This window comes from Nonomuraea aurantiaca (assembly GCF_020215705.1).
GTDB classification, from domain to species: domain Bacteria; phylum Actinomycetota; class Actinomycetes; order Streptosporangiales; family Streptosporangiaceae; genus Nonomuraea; species Nonomuraea aurantiaca.
Genome location: NZ_JAIWNB010000004.1, coordinates 108,448 through 126,380, shown reverse-complemented (window position 1 = coordinate 126,380; position 17,933 = coordinate 108,448). Strand labels below are relative to the sequence as shown.

Annotated in this window: 18 protein-coding genes and 1 pseudogene; 8 read left to right on the top strand and 11 right to left on the bottom strand. The window is 70.7% G+C overall.

Translation table 11 applies throughout. The features are described from left to right. Positions 1–160 precede the first annotated feature (160 nt). Entirely contained in the window at positions 161–2,401 is a 2,241-nt protein-coding gene (locus LDL49_RS12380; RefSeq protein WP_225291143.1) for a helix-turn-helix transcriptional regulator, read from the bottom strand. A 187-nt stretch (positions 2,402–2,588) separates the two neighbouring features. On the opposite strand from LDL49_RS12380, the pseudogene LDL49_RS59140 reads away from it, so the two are divergent. Further along, positions 2,589–3,017, top strand: a pseudogene (locus LDL49_RS59140) (pyridoxal-phosphate dependent enzyme); the annotation flags it as partial. Positions 3,018–3,194: 177 nt separating this feature from the next. Here LDL49_RS59140 and LDL49_RS12365 read toward each other — a convergent pair. After that, positions 3,195–3,560, bottom strand: coding sequence for a VOC family protein (locus LDL49_RS12365; RefSeq protein WP_225291142.1), 366 nt, complete (start codon positions 3,558–3,560; stop codon positions 3,195–3,197). Positions 3,561–3,577: 17 nt separating this feature from the next. On the opposite strand from LDL49_RS12365, the gene LDL49_RS12360 reads away from it, so the two are divergent. Then, entirely contained in the window at positions 3,578–4,828 is a 1,251-nt protein-coding gene (locus LDL49_RS12360; RefSeq protein WP_225291141.1) for an RNA polymerase sigma factor, read from the top strand. A gap of 29 nt (positions 4,829–4,857) precedes the next feature. Here the strand turns inward: LDL49_RS12360 and LDL49_RS12355 are convergent, their stop codons facing one another. From LDL49_RS12355 to LDL49_RS12330, 6 genes are all read right to left on the bottom strand, one after another. Further along, positions 4,858–5,502 carry a response regulator gene (locus LDL49_RS12355; RefSeq protein WP_225291140.1) on the bottom strand — a complete coding sequence of 215 codons (645 nt, stop codon included), beginning with the start codon at positions 5,500–5,502 and terminating at the stop codon, positions 4,858–4,860. Further along, a complete protein-coding gene (locus LDL49_RS12350) occupies positions 5,493–6,605 on the bottom strand; it encodes a sensor histidine kinase (RefSeq protein ID WP_225291139.1) in 1,113 nt (370 codons plus the stop codon). The genes LDL49_RS12355 and LDL49_RS12350 overlap by 10 nt, the downstream gene beginning before the upstream one ends. Positions 6,606–6,675: 70 nt before the next feature. Next, the gene (locus tag LDL49_RS12345; RefSeq protein WP_225291138.1) at positions 6,676–6,957 is read right to left on the bottom strand and encodes a hypothetical protein; all 282 of its coding nucleotides are present in this window, start codon (positions 6,955–6,957) and stop codon (positions 6,676–6,678) included. Beyond that, positions 6,888–7,724, bottom strand: a complete 837-nt coding sequence (locus LDL49_RS12340; RefSeq protein WP_225291137.1) for an MFS transporter — start codon at positions 7,722–7,724, stop codon at positions 6,888–6,890. The genes LDL49_RS12345 and LDL49_RS12340 overlap by 70 nt, the downstream gene beginning before the upstream one ends. Before the next feature lie 25 nt (positions 7,725–7,749). Further along, complete coding sequence (locus LDL49_RS12335) at positions 7,750–8,280, bottom strand: cupin domain-containing protein (protein WP_225291136.1); 531 nt, start codon at positions 8,278–8,280, stop codon at positions 7,750–7,752. Beyond that, the gene (locus LDL49_RS12330) at positions 8,277–9,161 is read right to left on the bottom strand and encodes an NmrA/HSCARG family protein (RefSeq protein WP_225291135.1); all 885 of its coding nucleotides are present in this window, start codon (positions 9,159–9,161) and stop codon (positions 8,277–8,279) included. The genes LDL49_RS12335 and LDL49_RS12330 overlap by 4 nt, the downstream gene beginning before the upstream one ends. 111 nt (positions 9,162–9,272) lie before the next feature. Between LDL49_RS12330 and LDL49_RS12325 the strand changes: the two genes are divergently transcribed. Then, on the top strand, positions 9,273–10,181 hold the full coding sequence (locus LDL49_RS12325) for a helix-turn-helix transcriptional regulator (RefSeq protein WP_225291134.1): 909 nt from the start codon (positions 9,273–9,275) through the stop codon (positions 10,179–10,181). On the opposite strand, the gene LDL49_RS12320 is transcribed toward LDL49_RS12325, so the two are convergent. Then, positions 10,169–11,323: an RtcB family protein gene (locus LDL49_RS12320; RefSeq protein ID WP_225291133.1), complete on the bottom strand. Its 1,155-nt coding sequence runs from the start codon at positions 11,321–11,323 to the stop codon at positions 10,169–10,171. The genes LDL49_RS12325 and LDL49_RS12320 overlap by 13 nt on opposite strands. 94 nt (positions 11,324–11,417) lie before the next feature. Further along, positions 11,418–11,696 (bottom strand): pentapeptide repeat-containing protein, encoded by a 279-nt coding sequence (locus LDL49_RS12315; protein WP_225291132.1) that lies wholly within the window; start codon positions 11,694–11,696, stop codon positions 11,418–11,420. A 202-nt stretch (positions 11,697–11,898) separates the two neighbouring features. On the opposite strand from LDL49_RS12315, the gene LDL49_RS12310 reads away from it, so the two are divergent. From LDL49_RS12310 to LDL49_RS12290, 5 genes are all read left to right on the top strand, one after another. After that, entirely contained in the window at positions 11,899–12,510 is a 612-nt protein-coding gene (locus LDL49_RS12310) for a biotin transporter BioY (protein WP_225291131.1), read from the top strand. Between the two features lie 7 nt (positions 12,511–12,517). After that, the gene (locus tag LDL49_RS12305; protein WP_225291130.1) at positions 12,518–13,984 is read left to right on the top strand and encodes a class I adenylate-forming enzyme family protein; all 1,467 of its coding nucleotides are present in this window, start codon (positions 12,518–12,520) and stop codon (positions 13,982–13,984) included. Further along, a complete protein-coding gene (locus tag LDL49_RS12300; RefSeq protein WP_225291129.1) occupies positions 13,984–15,135 on the top strand; it encodes a thiolase family protein in 1,152 nt (383 codons plus the stop codon). The genes LDL49_RS12305 and LDL49_RS12300 overlap by 1 nt, the downstream gene beginning before the upstream one ends. An 84-nt stretch (positions 15,136–15,219) precedes the next feature. Continuing rightward, positions 15,220–15,894, top strand: a complete 675-nt coding sequence (locus LDL49_RS12295) for an energy-coupling factor ABC transporter ATP-binding protein (protein ID WP_225291128.1) — start codon at positions 15,220–15,222, stop codon at positions 15,892–15,894. Continuing rightward, a complete protein-coding gene (locus LDL49_RS12290) occupies positions 15,891–16,496 on the top strand; it encodes an energy-coupling factor transporter transmembrane component T family protein (protein ID WP_225291127.1) in 606 nt (201 codons plus the stop codon). The genes LDL49_RS12295 and LDL49_RS12290 overlap by 4 nt, the downstream gene beginning before the upstream one ends. Positions 16,497–16,662: 166 nt before the next feature. Here the strand turns inward: LDL49_RS12290 and LDL49_RS12285 are convergent, their stop codons facing one another. Then, positions 16,663–17,721, bottom strand: a complete 1,059-nt coding sequence (locus LDL49_RS12285; protein ID WP_225291126.1) for a YopA family protein — start codon at positions 17,719–17,721, stop codon at positions 16,663–16,665. Between the last annotated feature and the right edge of the window lie 212 nt (positions 17,722–17,933).

The window sequence follows — 17,933 nt, the reverse complement described above, 5'->3', positions numbered from 1 at the left end:
GCCCAGCAGGCCCAGAGCACCACCCTGACCTGGGCGATCGAGACGCAGCCCATCACTCGGGGGCGTATGGGCGGTCACCAAGGCGGTGGAAAGCTTCGGTGGGTTCGCTGGCATGCCGGACAGCCTGCGGGCCGGTACGCGTGGAGCAGCGGACGCCGTCTCAGATCTGCGCGCCCAAGCCGGACAGGGTGCCTTCGACCACGTTGCGGAGCTGTGACCGGGCGGTGATGCCCAGTTTGGGGAAGACCCGGTATAGGTGGGAGCCGACCGTGCGCGGCGAGAGGAAGAGTCTCTCTCCGATCTCACGGTTCGTCAGGCCGCGAGCGGCGAGCTGGACGATCTGCTGCTGCTGGGGACTGAGTTCAGTGAAGGCACTGGGCACCACGCTGTCGGCGGCCTCGATGCCCGCAGCGCGCAGTTCGGCCTTCGCCCGCTCGATCCATGGTTGCGCGCCGAGCCGTTGGAAGGTGTCGAGTGCCGTGGTCAGCAGTGGGCGGGCCTCGGCGATACGACGCTGCCTCCTGAGCCACTCACCGTAGTCGAGCCGTGTCTGAGCCCGCTCGAACGGCCGCTGCTCGCCCATTTCGTCGGCCAGTGCCGCCTGGAAGTACGGTTCCGCGTGCTCCGGTTCGGCGAGCAAGGCGCGCCCTCGGTCGAGCAGTGCGGTGATCCGTGCCGACATGCCTCCACCCAAGCGCAGCGCCGACCGTTCCAGCAGTTCGGCGGCCTCCTGCTGTCGCCCCCGGCGGACGGCCGCCGCGGCGAGTTCGGCGAGGACCATGTAGGAGACGTGGTAGTGCACCGGATCGCCGCCGTCGGTGAAAGCGGAGCGGAATCGCGCATACGCGGTGTCGTAGTCGCCCTCGGCCACCGCCGCCAGGCCCAGGGCACGATGCGCGAAGACCGCGACGGAGCGGCTTTCCAGCGGGTCGACGAGGGCCAGCGCCTGCTCGGCCATCCGACGCGCGTCGGCCGACTCGCCAAGCAGCGCGAGAACCGTCGCGTCGAGAGCGCGCGCACACGCCTCGGCGTGGTCCAGTCCAGCCGTCGACGCCACGCCCGCGATCTCGGCGGCCACCGAGCGGGCCTCGGCCCACCGGCCCTGCTCCAGGTAGGCCCAGCCGGCGGCACATCCCAGGCCCTCCGGCAGCGAACCCCGGGCCTGCCACCGGCCGAACGCCGCGTCGAAGGTCCGGGCGGCGAGGGCGGTCCGGTCCAGGAGCCAGGCCACGATGGCGAGCGCGGTCAGACTGCCGGCGTCGTCCTTGGCCTCGGCGATCAGCCCAGGAAGCGCAGGGGCGAGAGAGGCTCCCGCGCCGTTGGGGTCGGAGACGGCCAGCACCCAGGCGCGCAGGGCGCCCCCGACGCTGGAGTCCTGTATGGCGGGCAGCAGGTCCTCGATCCGCTGTTGCTGGGACTCCTCGCCCGAGTAGTAGCGGACCACCGCCGCCGCGGCGAGCGCGTCGAGCACGCGGGGCGAGTGGGCGGCTGCCGCCTCGTCGGCGATATGGGTCAGCAGGGCGAAGGCCGCCGCGTGGTTCGGGCGCAGGGTCATGAGCTGCCCGGTGGCCAGCGAGGCCCTGCCGATCAGGGCCGGGTCGTCACTGCGCCCCCGGACCTCGGCGGCCAGGTGTTCCACCCAGCCGAGCTGACCGGTGAAGACGGCCATGGTGGCGGCTTCGCTCAGCAGTCTCGCCTGCTTCTCGCGGCGCGGGCTCAGTTCCGCGGCGCGTTGCAGAGCAGCGGCAGCGGCCGCGTAGCCGCCCCGGCGCCGGGCCCGGTCGGCCGTCTCCTGCAGAGCAGCCGACACGTCTTCGTCGGGACGCATGGTCGCGGCGGCGAGGTGCCAGGCTCGGCGGTCGGGTTCCTCGCTCAGCAGCTCCGCGAGAGCGAGATGTGCTTGCCTGCGTTCCTCGAAGGACGCGGCATGGTAGATGGCCGAGCGGATGAGCGGGTGGCGGAAGGAGATCTGAGGGCCGTCCTGGCGTACGAGACCGGCCCGCTCCGCGGGTGCCCACGCCCTGTCGTCAGTCTCAGGCAGGCCCCGAGAGGCCGTCGGCGCGTCCGTGGCATCAGCGGCCGCGAGAAGCAGCAGGGGCCGGCGGGTTGCCTCCGGCAGGAACTTCGCGTGTTCCGCAAAGATCCGCTCCAATCGGTCGGTGACGGGCAGCGGGCCCTCCACGCTGCTGCCGTCGGACTGCCGGGTGGCGGTGGCGCGGGCGAGTTCGACCAGGGCCAACGGATTTCCGGCTGCCTGCTGAAGGATTCGTACGCGGGTTCGGCCGGTGGGTGGCGTCGGTTGCTGGTCGAGCAGCCGGTTCGCCGCCTCACTGCTCAGGGGACCGATCTCCAGGAGCTGGTATCCCTTGTCGAAGCCGGGCAGCGTAGCCGCGGCGCGCACCCAGGCGTGCTCGAGCCGGGCGATGTGTGCGCGGCCACGGACGTGCGCGCGGGCCTCTTGAACGCATGAGCGTATCCGCCTCGGCCGACCTGCCCAACACGGTCACCTCGTCGCGTGCCACGCCTGACGATACGACCGACATGTCCATCCTCTCTCAGAGGTCTTCCGGCTCCCTTGGACACCGCCCATGAATGCACAGCCCGTCAACGTCCCCTCCTCGAACGACATCGCGTGTGCAGCCAGACGGATCCGCAACGTAGTGCGCCGCACACCCGTGATACAGGTGGCGGCCGGGGAACTGGACGTGCCCATCCCCGTCAATTTGAAGCTGGAATTCCTCCAGCACACCGGCTCCTTCAAAGTCCGCGGCGCATCCAACGCGCTGGCCCTCCTGCGCGCCACGGAACGCGGCGCCCCGACCGCTGGCGTTTCCTGCGCGTCGGGAGGCAACCACGGGGCCGCCGTGGCCTGGGCGGCGCGCGAAACGGGCCTGCCCGCCACCGTGTTCGTGCCTGACTTCTCGCCCAAGGCCAAGACCGACGTCATCGAATCTCTTGGCGCACGCCTGCGCCGCGTGGATGGCTTCTACGCCGACGCACTGGCAGCCAGCCAGGACCATGCCCGGCACGAGGCCCGTCCTTCCGCGACGCGGGCATCCGCGCCGCGCTGGCGATCCGGCGCGCGCACCCCGGCCTGCCGGTGCTGGTTCTGTCGCCAAGCTCGGCCTGCCTCAGGCCGACGGCGGTCATCGCCGGGTGCCGGCCGTACTGGCGTACCTGAACGGTTCGTGAGCTCAGTCCAGCTGGATCACCGACAGCCAGTTGCCCGCCGGGTCCTTGAACCAGGCGATCAGCGGGCCGCTCACGCGGTTGACGCCCTTGTCGTCGGTGCCCTCCAGCCGCTCGAAGACGACCCCGCGCGCCACCAGCTCGTCCACCGCCTTGTCGATGTCGCTGACCGGGAAGTTCAGTATGGTGAACCTCGCCGGTGTGTGATCCTTCTTCGGGTAGACGATCGTGTCGCGGTCGCCCGCGATGTGCAGCGTGAGGATCCCGTGCTCCTCGGAGACGCGCAGGCCGAGCGTCTCGCCGTAGAACCGCTTGGCGGCTGGGATGTCGTCGGTGGAGAAGCCGCTGAAGGCTCTGGTGTTCTCGAACATGATGGTTTCCTTCCGTCATGGGGGACGTAGAACCCGGGCGGCCGAATTCGACACTTTTCGAGGGGAAAACTTTGGAAGGGCTGCTGAGAGAGCTGGCGCCGCAGGTCCTCGGCGCGGTCGTCCGGCGCTACGGCGACTTCGACCTGTGCGAGGACGCCGTGCAGGAGGCCCTGCTGGCGGCCGCCCTCCAGTGGCCCGAGGAGGGCGTGCCCGCCAATCCCAAGGGCTGGCTGATCACTGTGGCGGCCCGCAGGCGGATCGAGCTGTGGCGCAGCGAGTCCGCCCGGCGGCGCAGGGAGGAGTCCGCCGCCGCGCTGGCGCCGCCGGAGCCGGATCCGGCGCCCGCCGTGGACGACACGCTCACGCTGCTGCTGCTCTGCTGCCATCCCGCGCTCACCACGGTCTCCCAGGTGGCGCTGACGCTACGCGCCGTGGGCGGGCTGACCACCGCCGAGATCGCCCGCGCGCTGCTGGTGCCCGAGCCGACGGTGGCGCAGCGCATCAGCCGCGCCAAGCAGCGCATCAAGAGCAGCGGCGCCGAGTTCACGCTGCCTCCGGAGGCCGAGCAGGCCGAGCGGATGGCCGCGGTGCTGCAGGTGCTGTACCTGATCTTCAACGAGGGCTACACCGCCAGCTCCGGCGGCACGTTGCACCGCGTGGAGCTGTCCAGCGAGGCCATCCGCCTGACCCGGCAGCTCCACGACCGCCTGCCCGGCGACGGCGAGGTGGCCGCGCTGCTCGCCCTGATGCTGCTCACCGACGCCCGCCGCCCGGCCCGTACCCGGCCCGACGGCGGGCTGGTGCCGCTGGCCGAGCAGGACCGCGGCAAATGGGACGCCGAGGCCATCGACGAAGGCGTCCAGCTGATCACCAGGACGCTGGCCGCCGCGCCGCTCGGCCCCTACCAGGTGCAGGCGGCGATCGCGGCCGTGCACGACGAGGCGCCGCGGGCCGAGGACACCGACTGGCGGCAGATCCTCGCCCTGTACGACCTGCTCGACGGCATCGCGCCGGGGCCTATGGTCACGCTCAACCGGATCGTCGCCGTCGCCATGGTCCACGGGCCGCTCGCCGGGCTGGAGGGGCTGGCGAAGGCGGAGACCGATCCCGCGCTCGCCGGCCATCACCGGGTGCTGGCCGTACGCGCGCATCTGCTCGACCTCGCGGGCGAGCGGGAGGCGGCGCGCACCCAGTACGAGCTGGCCGCCCGCCGCACGCTCAGCCTCCCCGAGCAGCGCTATCTGGAGTCGCGCGCCGCCCGGCTCTGACCCTCGAGGTGACGATGACCGCCCTCGCCTCAGCCGTCGAGGTGGCGCAGGATGGCCAGCACCCGTCTGCTGTAGGCGGGGGTCACGGGCAGGTCGAGCTTGTCGAAGATGGCGTTGACGTGCTTCTCCACCGTGCTCAGGGAGACGTGGAGGTTCGTGGCGATCCCGGCGTTGGTGAAGCCCTCGGCGAGTTGCCGCAGCACCTGCGACTCGCGTTCGCTGAGCGTACGCAGCGGGTCCACGCGGGTGGTGCGGGCGAGCAGCTGCCTGACCACTTCCGGGTCGATGACGGTCCCGCCCGCGCGGATCCGCTCCAGGGAGCCCAGGAAGTGCGCCACCTCCGACACCCGGTCCTTCAGCAGATAGCCCATGCCCTCGGTGGCCTCGGAGAGCAGTTTGGCCGCGTACGTCTTCTCCACGTACTGCGACAGGACCAGCACACCCACCGCGGGCCAGCGCGCGCGGATCTCCAGTGCCGCGCGCAGCCCCTCGTCGGAGTGGGTGGGCGGCATCCGGACGTCGACCACCGCGACCTCCGGCCGGTGTTCGGCGACCGCCTCGATCAGGGACTCCGCGTCGCCTATCGCGGCCACGACCTCGTGCCCGGCCTCCTCCAGCAGCCTGATCAGGCCCTCACGCAGCAGTACGGCGTCGTCGGCGAGGATCAGCCGCACGGCGCCCCCTTCGGCAGGGTCGCGCAGACCCTGGTGCCGCCGCCGGGCGGGCTGTCGACCTCGAACCGGCCGTCGAGCGCCATCACCCGCCTGGCCAGCCCCGACAGTCCGCCGCCCGCCGGGTCGGCGCCGCCCCGGCCGTCGTCGGAGATGACCACGCGTACCGACCGCTCGTCCTCGCTCAAGGCGACCCGGATGTCCCGCGCCCGCGCGTGCTTGACCGCGTTGGTGATCGCCTCCCTGGCCACGAAGTACAGGGCGGTCTCCACCTCCGAGACGGGCCGCCCGGCCAGCCCGTAGTCGACGGTCACCGGCACGCACGAACGTTCGGCGACACCGGCCAGCGCCGTGCGCAGGCCCAGCTCGTCGAGCGCGGTCGGGTAGATCCGCCACGCCACGCTGCGCAGCTCGTCGAGCAGTTGCCGGGACTCGGCGTAGGCCTGGTCCACCAGCTCGGCCGCTCCGGCGGGGCTGTGCCGGGCCCGCCCGAGCAGCATGGCCAGGGCCACGCCGCGCTGCTGCACGCCGTCGTGCAGGTCCCGCTCGATCCTGCGCCGCTCGTCGTCGACCACCCGCACGATGCCGGACCGGCTGACGGTCAGCTCGGCGATGCGCCGCCGCATCAGCTCCTGCGGCCCGGGACCGAGGAAGCGTACGGCCAGCCGCCGCTCGGTCGCCACCAGCAGGCGGCACCAGAACGCGCCCAGGGCCAGCATCAGCACCCCGCAGGCCAGGCCGACCGCCCAGCTGTGCATCGACAGCTTGATGCCCGGCAGGTCCAGCGCCACCGGCGCGTAGTCGCCGGAGAACAGCACCCACATGCTGCCGCCCAGGAACAGCAGGGCCAGGAACAGCAGCGCCAGCGCGAGATAGCCGCCGAACACGCCGACCAGGGCACGCAGCGCGAGATAGCCGTGACCGGACGCGGCCCCGTCGGTCTCCTGCCCGAACCAGGCGGCCAGCCGGGCCCGTTCGAGCGCCACCATCCCCGGCGCCCACCTGCTCCGGTACGGCCAGGCGAAGGTCCACAGGGCGAGGGCGGCGGCTCCGGTGACCAGCCCGGCCAGCACTCCGGTGAGCTGCCTGAAAACACTGCCTGCCACGGTTGCGAATTCTAGGCGGCGCGGCGGCGCGGCGGTGTGGCCCGCCCGCCGGCCAGGTGCGGGGCGCCGGTCAGGAGTCGACGGGCAGGCGGCGGGCGGCCACGCCCGCCCAGCCGAGGCCCAGCGCGGTGATCAGGAGTACTCCAGCGGCTCCCGCGCCCGCCGCCACCAGCCCGGCCGCGCCCGGGATGAGGATCTGCCCGGTACGGTTGCCCGCCAGCCGGAGCGACATCGCCCGCCCCCGCAGACCGGCGGGCGCCGACTCGGCGAGCCACGACATGGTCATCGGCTGTCCCACCCCCAGCCCGAACCCCAGGACGAGCAGCACGCAGGCCAGCAGCCACAGCGGCATCGGCAGCGGCGTGACCCCATGGAGGCCACGCCGCGGACCGCCAGCAGGACGCCCACCACACCCGAAGCGAGCCCTTGCTCAGTGCCCAGCGCCGGCAGGTAGACGAGCGTGATGTCGACCGCGGCCAGCACCACGCAGCTGGTCACGAGCGCGTGCGCGAGACCCGGCAGCCGCAGCAGCGAGCGCACGCCCGTCGCCTCGCCGCCGGCCCGCGCGGTGGCCCGCGGGCTGCCGGTCAGCAGTGCCGACAGTACGACGAGCACGGTGGCGAGCCCGCAGGTCCACAGGTAGATCCGGCCGGTGTCCGGGATGGCCAGGGCGCCGCCGAACACGATGATCAGGAGGGGGCCCGCGGCCTGCCCGAGCGAGGCGGTGAACGTGTAGTGCCCGAAGGCGGTGTCGTGGCGGCCGCGCTCGGTCACGTTGGCCACCAGCGCCTGCTGGGCGATGACACAGCCGAGATGCCCGGTGCCGAGCAGGACGCCGCCGGCGATCAGCCCGGGGATCGTGTGGCCGAACGCGAGGAAGGCGGCGCAGGCGGCCGTGAGCAGGATCGCGCCCGCCACGGCCATGCGCCGTTCGCCGTACCGGTCGGCAGCCTGACCGGCGGGGATGGCCAGGACGAGCGGCGCGACGGCGAAGCTGGCGCCCAGCACGCCCAGCCACGCCGCTGAAACGTGCAGCTCGATCGCCCCGTACGACATGGTCGGCCGCAGCACGAACGTCACCACCTGCGTTCCCACGGAGTGGGCCAGCAGCAGGGCCATCCGATGGCCGGGCCGTGGTCTACCGCTACGTCAAGGGGCGGTTCATGAGGGAGGTCAGCTGGTGAATGTCGTGGCGGGCCCGCAGGGCCGCGATCGCCTCCTGATCGGGTGGCTGGGTGGCGGCCAGCAGCTCGGCGAGTTCGCGGAGGTAGTGCTCGTGGCCGGACGGGGAGACGAGGAAGAGCATTCGCGCAGGTTTGGGGCCGGGGTTGAAGAAGGCGTGCGGGCAGCCGGCGGGTACGAACATGACGCTCCCCGGACCGCCTCTGAACACCGGCGTGCCGGTGCCCGACTCCCACGTCCGCCAGTCGCCGTCGGCCTTCTCGCGTGGATGGAAGGCGAGCAGGTCGAGCTCCCCGTCGAGGATGTAGAAGACCTCCTCGGCCGCATGATGCAGATGCGCCCCGACGTCGAATCCCGGTGCGACGTCCGCCTCGAACATGGACCAGCCGGCCGACCGCTCCGCACCCAGCTTGACCGTCATGCTGGCGGTCTGGATCCGGTGTCCGGCGCCAGGCCCGAGCAGCAGTCCATCGGTCGGGTTCGCATCGTTCATGGCTTCCATCCGGTTGCCTCCAGCCAGTTCTCCAGCGTCATCAGGCCCGGGTGGGCGGCCCGCAGCGCCGGGAAGTCGGGTTCGTTGTCGTCGCGGTCGCCGAGCCAGGCGAACATCCCGGCCACCTGCTCGTCGAAGGCCCGCACCTGCTCGATGGGCACCTGATGGAAGCGGCTGGGCAGGCCGCCGGCCCGGCCGAAGGCCTCGGCGATCGCCTGAGCGGACAGGCAGTCCCCGGCGATCTCGAGTTTCCGGTCGATGAACTCGCCGGGCCGGTCGAACGCGATCGCGGCGAAAGCCCCGATGTCCTGCGTCGCGATCAGCCGTACCCGCGTCTCCGGCCGTACAGCGAGGTTGACCACCAGCTCGTCGCCGTCCACGACCGGGCGGGTGAGGGAGGTGAAGTTCTCCATGAACATGACAGGCCGCAGCACGGTGGCCGGCAGCCCGAGCGAGTCGACGCGTTCCTCGATGCGGGCCTTGCTGTCGTAGTAAGGGATGCCGCTCACCAGGCCGGCGCCGCTGATCGAGCTGTAGACGAGATGCCCGATGCCGGACTCCTTGGCGATCTCCGCCACCGCCTTGCCGCGCCGTTCCTCGGCGATCACTCCTTCAGGGGTCACCTTGGGCCCGGTGAGCATGGTCAGCACCAGGAAGACGCCGTACGCGCCGTCCATCGCCGCCCGAAGCGACGCCGCGTCGTCCAGGTCGCCGGTGACGAGGGTGGCTCCCGCCGCCTGCAGCGTTTCAGCGCCCGGCGAGCCGGGATTCCGTACCAGGGCGCGCACCTCCCAGCCACGATCGAGCAGCTGGCGCGCGGCCGCGCCACCCTGCTGGCCGGTGGCCCCGATCACCAGCACCGGCCCCTTCTGCTGTGCCATATGCCCTCCTTCGCCCGACAGTGACAATGATCAGGCTAACGACGAAGAGGCGGCCGATCCTGGTACAGATACTGCTAACCTGCCGGTCGGTTCACCGTCCACGGGAGCTGTGTGGAAAGCGGCCACGACAACGGACAGGCGGCGCGGCGCGCCGAGCTGGGTGCCTTTCTGCGCGCCCGGCGAGCCCGGCTGCGGCCGGGAGACGTGGGGCTGCCGGAAGACGGCATACCGGGGCGACGCCGGACCGCCGGCCTCCGGCGCGAAGAGATCGCCGAGTTGTCCGGCGTCGGTGTCACCTGGTACACCTGGCTGGAGCAGGGCCGGAACATCTCCACGTCGGCCCAGGTGATCGACGCGCTGGCCCGCGCGCTCCTGCTCGGCCCGGACCACCACCGGCACCTTCGGTACCTCGCCGGTCTCGCCGCCCCGGACCGGGAAACCCCCTCCGATGACGTACGTCCGCGACTGCGACGCTTGGTCGACGCCGTGGCTCCGAACATTGCATCCATTTATGACGGCCATTTCGACTACCTGGCGTGGAACCGGGCGTACGCGCTAGTCCGCCACGATCCAGACAGGTTACCCGCCGATCGGCGAAACCTGGTGTGGATGATGTTCACCGACGAGGAGAACCGGGCCCGCATGACCCGATGGGAGCCGGCGGCGCGGGCCGTTCTCAGCCAATTCCGGGCCATGGCGGGGCAGCGTCCGGACGACCCACGGTTCGCCGACATCGTGGCCGGGTTGACCGCGGCGAGTTCGGAGTTCCGGGAATGGTGGAACGAATACCCGATCCGCTCCTTCAGACCCGCGACGATCGAACTCGATCACCCCGAGGCCGGGCGGATCGAACTGGAGATGTTCCAGGCCCGCTTGGTCGAGCGCCCCGACCTGGTGATGGTCGTACAGGTGCCGGCGAATCACGCGGCGCTCCAGCGGATCACCTCCATGCTCGAAAAACCGCATGATCCCCGACACCCCCGAGTGGCGGGCGTCGAGGAACGGGATCAGCCCTTGTAGTTGAAGATCTGGCGCAGCGTGTGTTGCACGGTGACCAGGTCCTTCTGGTCTTCCATGACCTGGTCGATCGACTTGTACGCTTCCGGGTGCTCGTCCACCAGCGCCCCGGCGCGGTCGGCGTTCCAGACGCGGTTGCCCATCGCCTCGGCGAGCGAGGCGGCGGTGAGCTTCTTGCGTGCCTCGGTGCGGGACATGCGCCGTCCCGCACCATGGGAGCAGGAGTTGTAGGAAGCGGTGCTGCCCAGGCCGGTCACGATGTAGGAGCGGGTGCCCATGGAGCCGGGGATGATTCCCTCGTCGCCGCTGGCCGCCTTGATCGCTCCCTTTCGGGTGATCCACATGTCACGGCCGTGGTGGCGTTCCATCTGGGTGAAGTTGTGATGGGCGTTGATCGTGCGCAGCGCGGCACCGTGGCCGACGACCTGGAACAGGGAGGCGACCAGCACCTCGGCCATGCGGGCGCGTGAGGCCATGGCGTAGCGCTGGGCCCACAGCATGTCCTCGATGTAGGCGGTGAACTGCGGTGTGCCCTGCACGAGGTAGGCCAGGTCCGGGTCGTCCAGCTCGATGAACCACTGCTTCATCAGCTTCTTCGCCTGGCTGATGTGCATGGTGGCGAGCTGGTTGCCGATGCCGCGCGAGCCGGAGTGCAGCACCGTCCACACGTGGTCGCGCTCGTCCAGGCAGACTTCGACGAAGTGGTTGCCGGAGCCGAGCGTCCCGAACTGCGCGATGACCGTGTGCTCCTGCTTGCCCGTCAGTGAGGTGCCGGGTGTGCCGATCGCGTTGAGCGAGGCGTCGGTGGACGGGTCGTCATGGCCCTGGCCGACGCCGGCCGGGATGCGCTGCTCGATGAGCGGCATGAGCGCGGCCAGGGTGTCGGGCAGGTCGGCGGCGGTCAGGTCGGTTTCGGTGGCGACCATGCCGCAGCCGATGTCCACGCCCACGGCCGAGGGGATGATGGCGCCCTGGGTCGGGATGACGGAGCCGACGGTGGCGCCCATCCCGACGTGGGCGTCCGGCATCAGCGCGACGTGGCTGGGGACGAAGGGCAGGCGAGCGGCGCGGGCGGCTTGTTCGATGGCGTCCGGCTCGATGTCGCTCGCCCAAGAGATGAGTCCGGGTGCTACCCGCTGCGGCATGAGGGGCTGCCTTCCTGGTTGATGATCTCGTAGCAGCGTATTCGACGGGAGTGCGGTGATCGCTACTGGTTTGTTTGGGGTGGCGCAGGAGGGGTCACGGCCACTTCGTCTGGGGGTCCCAGTGGACGATCTTCTTGAGCTGGGCGGTGGGCGGTAACCCTATGGCGCCGGTCAGGTCAGCGTTGTCGAAATCGGCGCCTCTCAAGGTGGCGCCCGTCAGGATGGCTCCCCTCAGGTCCGCGGAGAGAAAGACGGCGTCGGTCAGGTCGGCATTGTCCAGCTTGGCTTTGGTCAGGTCGGCGAGGTTGAAGTTGGCGTGAGTGAGGTTGGCGCTCGTCAGGATGGAGCGGTCGCCCGTTCTTCGGGGCGCCAACGGAACCACGTCATGGGCGGATCGTGCGCTCGGGCCGGCCCGTTGGCGAGAGTAGGCCCCTACTCAAGTTGAGCGGTGACGACGCTCGCGGGCGAATGTTGTGGCATCCCTCCATGCGTGTCCCGGGACGTTGTGGTGTGTGATCGGATCCTCACCTACGAGACGTCTATGAGAAGCACCTACGAGAAGTGGAGGCGGCGACATGCCGAGGCTCACCGGGGGAAAGGGTTTCCCCACCGGCGACATCGCCCGGATCAGCGTCTTCGCGGCGCTGATCGCCGCGCTCGGCCTGCCGGGCACCCTGAACCTGTTCGGCAACACGGTCCCTATCACGCTGCAGACGTTCGGCGTCATGCTGGCGGGTACGATCCTGGGCTCGTGGCGGGCCGCCCTGGCCGTCGCCGTACTGCTCGTGCTGGTGGCCGCGGGCCTGCCGTTGCTGGCCGGGGGGCGGGGCGGGCTGGGCGTGTTCGCGGGGGCGTCGGCCGGATACCTGATCGGCTGGCTGCCCGGCGCGGCCGTGACCGGCTGGATCGTCGAGCGCGGCGGCCATCACCCGGGCATCGTACGGCTGGCGGTGGCCTGTGTGGTCGGTGGCATCGGGGTGATCTACCTGGTCGGCCTGCCCGTGCAGGCGGCGGTCACCGGCGTCCCGCTGGGCCGGACGGTGCTGCTCAGCGCCACGTTGTTCCTGCCCGGTGACCTGATCAAGGCGGTGCTCGCCGCGATTGTGACGAAAGGTACTCAACGGGCATACCCTGACGCGGTCCCGGCCGTGCATCGCGAACGGCTCCGCGCCAGCAAGGAGGGCTGAACCGGTCATGCCGGTCGCCGCACAGGTACTGCGCCACGCTTCCGACCACCCGCACCGTCTCGCGGTGTGCGGCCCGGCGGGCGAACTGAGCTACGCCGACCTCGCCCGGCGGATCCGTGACACCGCGGCGCACCTGGCCACGCCGGGAGCGGGCGGCGGGGCACCGGCCGAGCCGAGGCTGGGCCGTGAGGCGCTGGTCGCGTCGGGACCGGCTCGCGGGGCGCTGGTCGCGATCAGCCTGGCCGACCCGGTGGACCAGCTCATCGCCGCACTGGCGACGGACCTGGCAGGGGGTACGCCGCTGCTGTGCGACCCCACCTGGGACGAACGCGTACGGGCCGCGATCCCCGCGGACCGTCACCTCGACAGCCTCCCCGGCGAGGACCAGTCAGCCGCCGAGGCAGGCACGGGATCCCTAGAGGTGAGCCCACGCGCGGCGGCGTGGCCGCAGCCGGAGGCCGGCGATCGGGCCTGGGCGTGTTTCAGCTCCGGGAGCACCGGCCGTCCCCGGGCCGTGGTCCGCACGCGCGCGTCCTGGACCGCGTCCTTCCCGTGGGTGAGCGAGCTGGCCGGGATCGGGCCCGCCGACGTCGTCCTGGTGCCCGGACCCCTGGGCTCGTCCCTGTACGGCTTCGCGGCCGTGCACGCGCTGGCCGTCGGCGCCACGGCCCTGGTGCCGGGCCGCTGGTCGCCCGGCTCCCTGGGCGACCATCTCGGCCGGGCGACCGTGGCCCACCTGGTGCCGCACTGCCTGCCGGCCGTACTGGACGCACTGGAGGAGGGCGCTCCGCTGCGGACCGTCGTGATCGGCGGGGCGGCGCTGCCGGCCGGGCCGCGGGAGCGGGCGGCGGGCGCCGGCGTACGGGTGGTGTCCTACTACGGCGCCACCGAGCTGTCCTTCGTGGCCGCCGACGCCGACGGCGCGGGGCTGCGCCCTTTTCCGGGTGTCGAACTCCAGGTCAGGACCCTGCCGGGCCAGAGGCTCGGCGAGGTGTGGGCGCGGTCGCCCTGGCTGGCCGAGGGCTATCTGGCCGGCGCGGCGGGCCCGCTGCGGGTGGACGGCGACGGGTGGATGAGTGTGGGCGATGTGGCGGAACCGTACCTGCCGGGTGAGGTCCTGCGGCTGCGCGGCCGAGGGGACGGCGCGATTCAGACCGGCGGCGCCACGGTCGTACCGGAGGACGTCGAAGAGGTGCTCAGGAGCGTGCGGGGGGTGGGCGACGTCGTGGTGGTCGGCTCGCCGCACCCGGACCTGGGCGCGGTGGTCACGGCGATCGTCGAGGTGGGAGCCGGGACGCCGCCCTCGCGGGCCTCGCTCGAGGCCGTGGCCCGCGGCGGGCTGGCCGCGGCGCAGCGGCCCCGCCGCTGGTACGCGGTGGACAGCCTGCCCCGCACCTCGGCGGGCAAGCCGGCCCGCGGCCTCCTCACCGCCCGCCTGGCCGGCGGCGACCCTGACCTGTGGCGGCTCACCTGATGCGGCCGGACCTCGCGCCGGTCATCGTGGCCGCGCGCCGTACGGCGATCGGGACCGCCGGGCACGCCTTCAAGGAGGTGACCGCCGACATGCTGGCCTCGCCCGTCATCGAGGCGCTGGCCCGTGACGTCGCCGGCCTCGGCGTGCCGATCGAGGACGTGGTGCTCGGCAACTGCATGGGTCCGGGCGGGAACCTGGCTCGCGTGTCGGCGCTGGGGGCGGGGCTGGGCGCGGCCGTTCCCGGCGCCACGGTGGATCGGCAGTGCGGCAGCGGGCTGGCCGCGATCCTGATGGCGGGTCAGGCCGTGACCAGCGAGGAGATGGAGCTGGTCATCGCCGGTGGGGTCGAGAGCGCCTCCACCGCGCCGTTGCGGGCGCACCGGGGCAGCCCCGCCGTGCCGTACGAGCGGGCGCCCTTCACCCCGGCCGGCCACCCGGACCCGGACATGGGCGCCGCGGCCGAGGCGCTCGCCGCGGCGCGCGGCGTGGATCGGGCCCGCCAGGACGACTACGCGCGTGCGAGCAATGCCAAGGCGGTGGCCGCGCGGGAGGCGGGACGGTTCGCGGCGGAGATCGTCGAGGTCAAGGGGCGGACGGAGGACCAGCGGCCCCGGGTGTTGCGGCCGGAGTCGATGGCGCGGCTGCCCGCGGCGTTCGTCCCCGGAGGGTCGGTGACGGCCGGGAACTCCTCGCCGGTCAGCGACGGGGCGGCGGCGGTCGCCCTCACCACGGAACGCCTGCGCGCCGGGGCCGGGCTGCCGGGCCTCCGGCTGCGGGGCGGGGCCGTCGTCGGCTGTGATCCCGCCCTGCCCGGCTGGGGTCCGGTGCCCGCCGTACGACGGCTGCTCGGCCGTACCGGAGTCAGCATGGAACAGATCGCGGCGGTGGAGATCGTGGAGGCGTTCGCGGCACAGACGCTGGCCGTCACCGACGCGCTCGGGCTCGACCCGCTCGGCACCGACCGGCACCGGGTCTGCGCCGACGGCGGCGCGCTGGCGCTCGGCCATCCGTGGGGGGCCACCGGAGCCGTCGTGGTCACCCGGCTGTTCACCCGGCTCGTGCGGTCGGGCGCGCCGGCGGGGACGCTGGGGCTGGCGACGGCGGCGGTCGGGGGCGGCCTCGGCGTCGCCGCCCTGTTCGAGGTGGTGTGAGCCCAATGAGCGAGCGGGTCAAGTGCGTGCGTGGTGTGAGCCGATGAGCAAGCCGGTTGAGGGTGAGATGCGTAGGTGGTGCGGGTGATCGAGCTGGACGACGTGCGGGTCCGGCTCGGGCAGCGTGAGGTGCTGTGCGGCGTCACGGCCCGCCTGCCCGAGCGGCGGATCGGCGTGATCGGGGCCAACGGGTCGGGCAAGAGCACGCTGGCCCGGCTGCTGAACGGCCTGGTCCTGCCGACTTCCGGCACCGTCACCGTCCTCGGCGACGACACCCGCCGCCACGCGGCCAGGATCAGGCGGCGCGTCGGGTTCCTGTTCACCGACCCGGACGCGCAGATCGTGATGCCGACTGTGGCCGAGGACGTCGCGTTCTCCCTGCGCCGGCACAAACTGCCGCGCGAGGAGGTCCAGCGCCGGGTCACGGACGTGCTGGACAGGTACGGCCTGGCGGGCCACGCCGACCACCCCGCCCACCAGCTGTCCGGCGGCCAGAAACAGCTGCTCGCCCTCTGCTCGGTCCTGGTGCTCGAACCCGAGATCCTCGTCATGGACGAGCCCACGACCCTGCTGGACCTGCGCCACTCCCGGCTGGTCGCCGACGTGCTGCGCGAACTGCCGCAGCAGGTGGTCGTGATCAGCCACGATCTGGCGCTGCTGGCGGACTTCGACCGCCTGCTGGTGATGGACGAGGGACGGATCGTGGCCGACGCCCCGCCGCCGGCGGCCATCGGCCACTACCGGAAGCTCATGTCGTGAACGGGCTCACCGGCGCCTACGTCCCAGGCGGCTCGCCGCTGCACCGCCTGCCCGCGGGGGCCAAGCTCGCGGGCCTGGCGGCGTGCTGCACGGTGCTCGTCCTGCTGCGCGCGCCGGTGTCGATGGCGGTCGCCGCGCTGGTGGTGGGGGTGCTGTTCGCCGTCTCGGGGGTGGGTGTGGCGGCGGCCTGGGCGCAGGTGCGGCCGGTCCGCTGGTTCGCGGTGGCGCTGTTCGCCATGCAGGTGGTGTTCGCGGACCTGCCGTCGGCGATCACCTCGGTGTCCCGGGTCGTCCTGGCCGTCGCCCTGGCCGGGCTGGTCACGCTGACGACGCGGACGGAGGCCATGATGGCGTTCCTGGAGCGCTGCCTGTCGCCGGCGCGGTGGGTGGGGCTGGATCCGTTCCGGCTGTCGTTGCTGCTGTCCCTCACGATCCGCAGCGTGCCGGTCATGGCGGACCTGGCGACCCGCGTACGGGAGGCCCAGCGCGCCAGGGGAGTGGAGTGGAGCGTGCGGGCCTTCGCCGTGCCGCTGGTGGTGAGCGCGTTGCGGCACGCGGACGCGCTGGGCGAGGCCCTCAGCGCCCGCGGCCTGGACGACTGATGGGGCTCACACGGGCCCGCAGGTCCATAGGTGAGAAGATCAGCAACAAGCTGTTCTTGGCGAAGGCCGAACGATTGGAAGCGAAAATCCCCCGGCTGGCCAGTGAACGTGAAAGCCACTCAGCGTGAACGGCCCAGTGCGTATATGGCAGAACGTTCTGACTTTGTCACCAGGGGGTCGTTATAGTATCGCTTCCCCATCGGTTAAGATCTGACGTATCGATGACCTCTCCGCGATAGTCAACCCACGCAAGGATCAGAAGGCTGAGCCAGTGCGAGGTCAGCAGCCATGCCTCTCTCAGAAGTCCCACTTGAGCATACAAGGCGTGTGGGTCTTTGGGATGTGTTAGAGCATGGCGAAGTTCTGTCACCGCTTTTGCGGAATCCATATTTGTAGTGGCAGCATATGCCTTCAGCGTTGGTAGGTGGGCTGGGGGTGTCGTAGGAATCTGGAAATCTGTCAGCATCCTTCGAATTCGCCATTCAGCGCCCTTGCTATCGATCTTCTGTGGATTCTTTCCCTGCTCATGTACTAGCCTGATCCAGGCTAAGTGCTCTATTGCCGCGAAGGCTAGCAGGAGCCGTTGCTCCAATAGAGCAGAACCATTCGCTCCAAGGTGGGCCTGAATGAGAAACGCCAGAGTAGGGCGACGGGCGGCATTCAGGAAGGCTTTGATGAGAGGGGCGGCCATGAGTTCGATCGACTGTCCTCTATGTCCACTCCACAGCTCTTGATGTCCATGGGTGAGCTGATCCACTTTAGGGGTAGCCCATTCTTGCCATGCTCTTTCCCCGTTTGCTCGGATGCCTTCGAATTGGGGAGCGGTAAAGCGTCCGGCAAGGAATCCAAGCGCGAGATGTATTGCTTCCATCGCCGCTTCAGCATCGACCGCCATGAACTGCGCCCCGTCGACCGTAGATATGCGTAGAGCGTGTGTGCGGGAATATCCTCCATTGTCACGAATGCGCCTGAGGGTGGAGCCTGCTCCTGGATGGGCATCGAGAATGATTTCCCAGCCCTCAACGACCCATCTGTTCCGGCCGAGCCAATCCCACTCAACGCCCTCTATTGCCCCTTTGAGGGGAGATCCATTGGCCTCGATGAAGTTTACGAGGGATCCCGAAACCAATTTAATGGGAGCGGCTGCGTCTCCGGTTAGGGTTCTTTCTGCAAGCCATGCCGTCGCCTTGTCCCAAGATGACTTGCGATGATAAGCTTCGACCAAGTTATTCGGTCCAGCTAGGTTGTCAAGATGGACATGAAATGGCTTATGCTTGTTTAGGTGCAGCTAATTAACTGGAGCGTCTACGGTCGATGACAGAAGGAGGCGGACTTCATGGCGAGGTAGCCATTGTAGATCAACAGTTACTTCGCAGGGAACATCCATTTCTATAATGCGCCCCCTCCCTTGGTAGAGGATTGTTTCGGCCGTCTCCC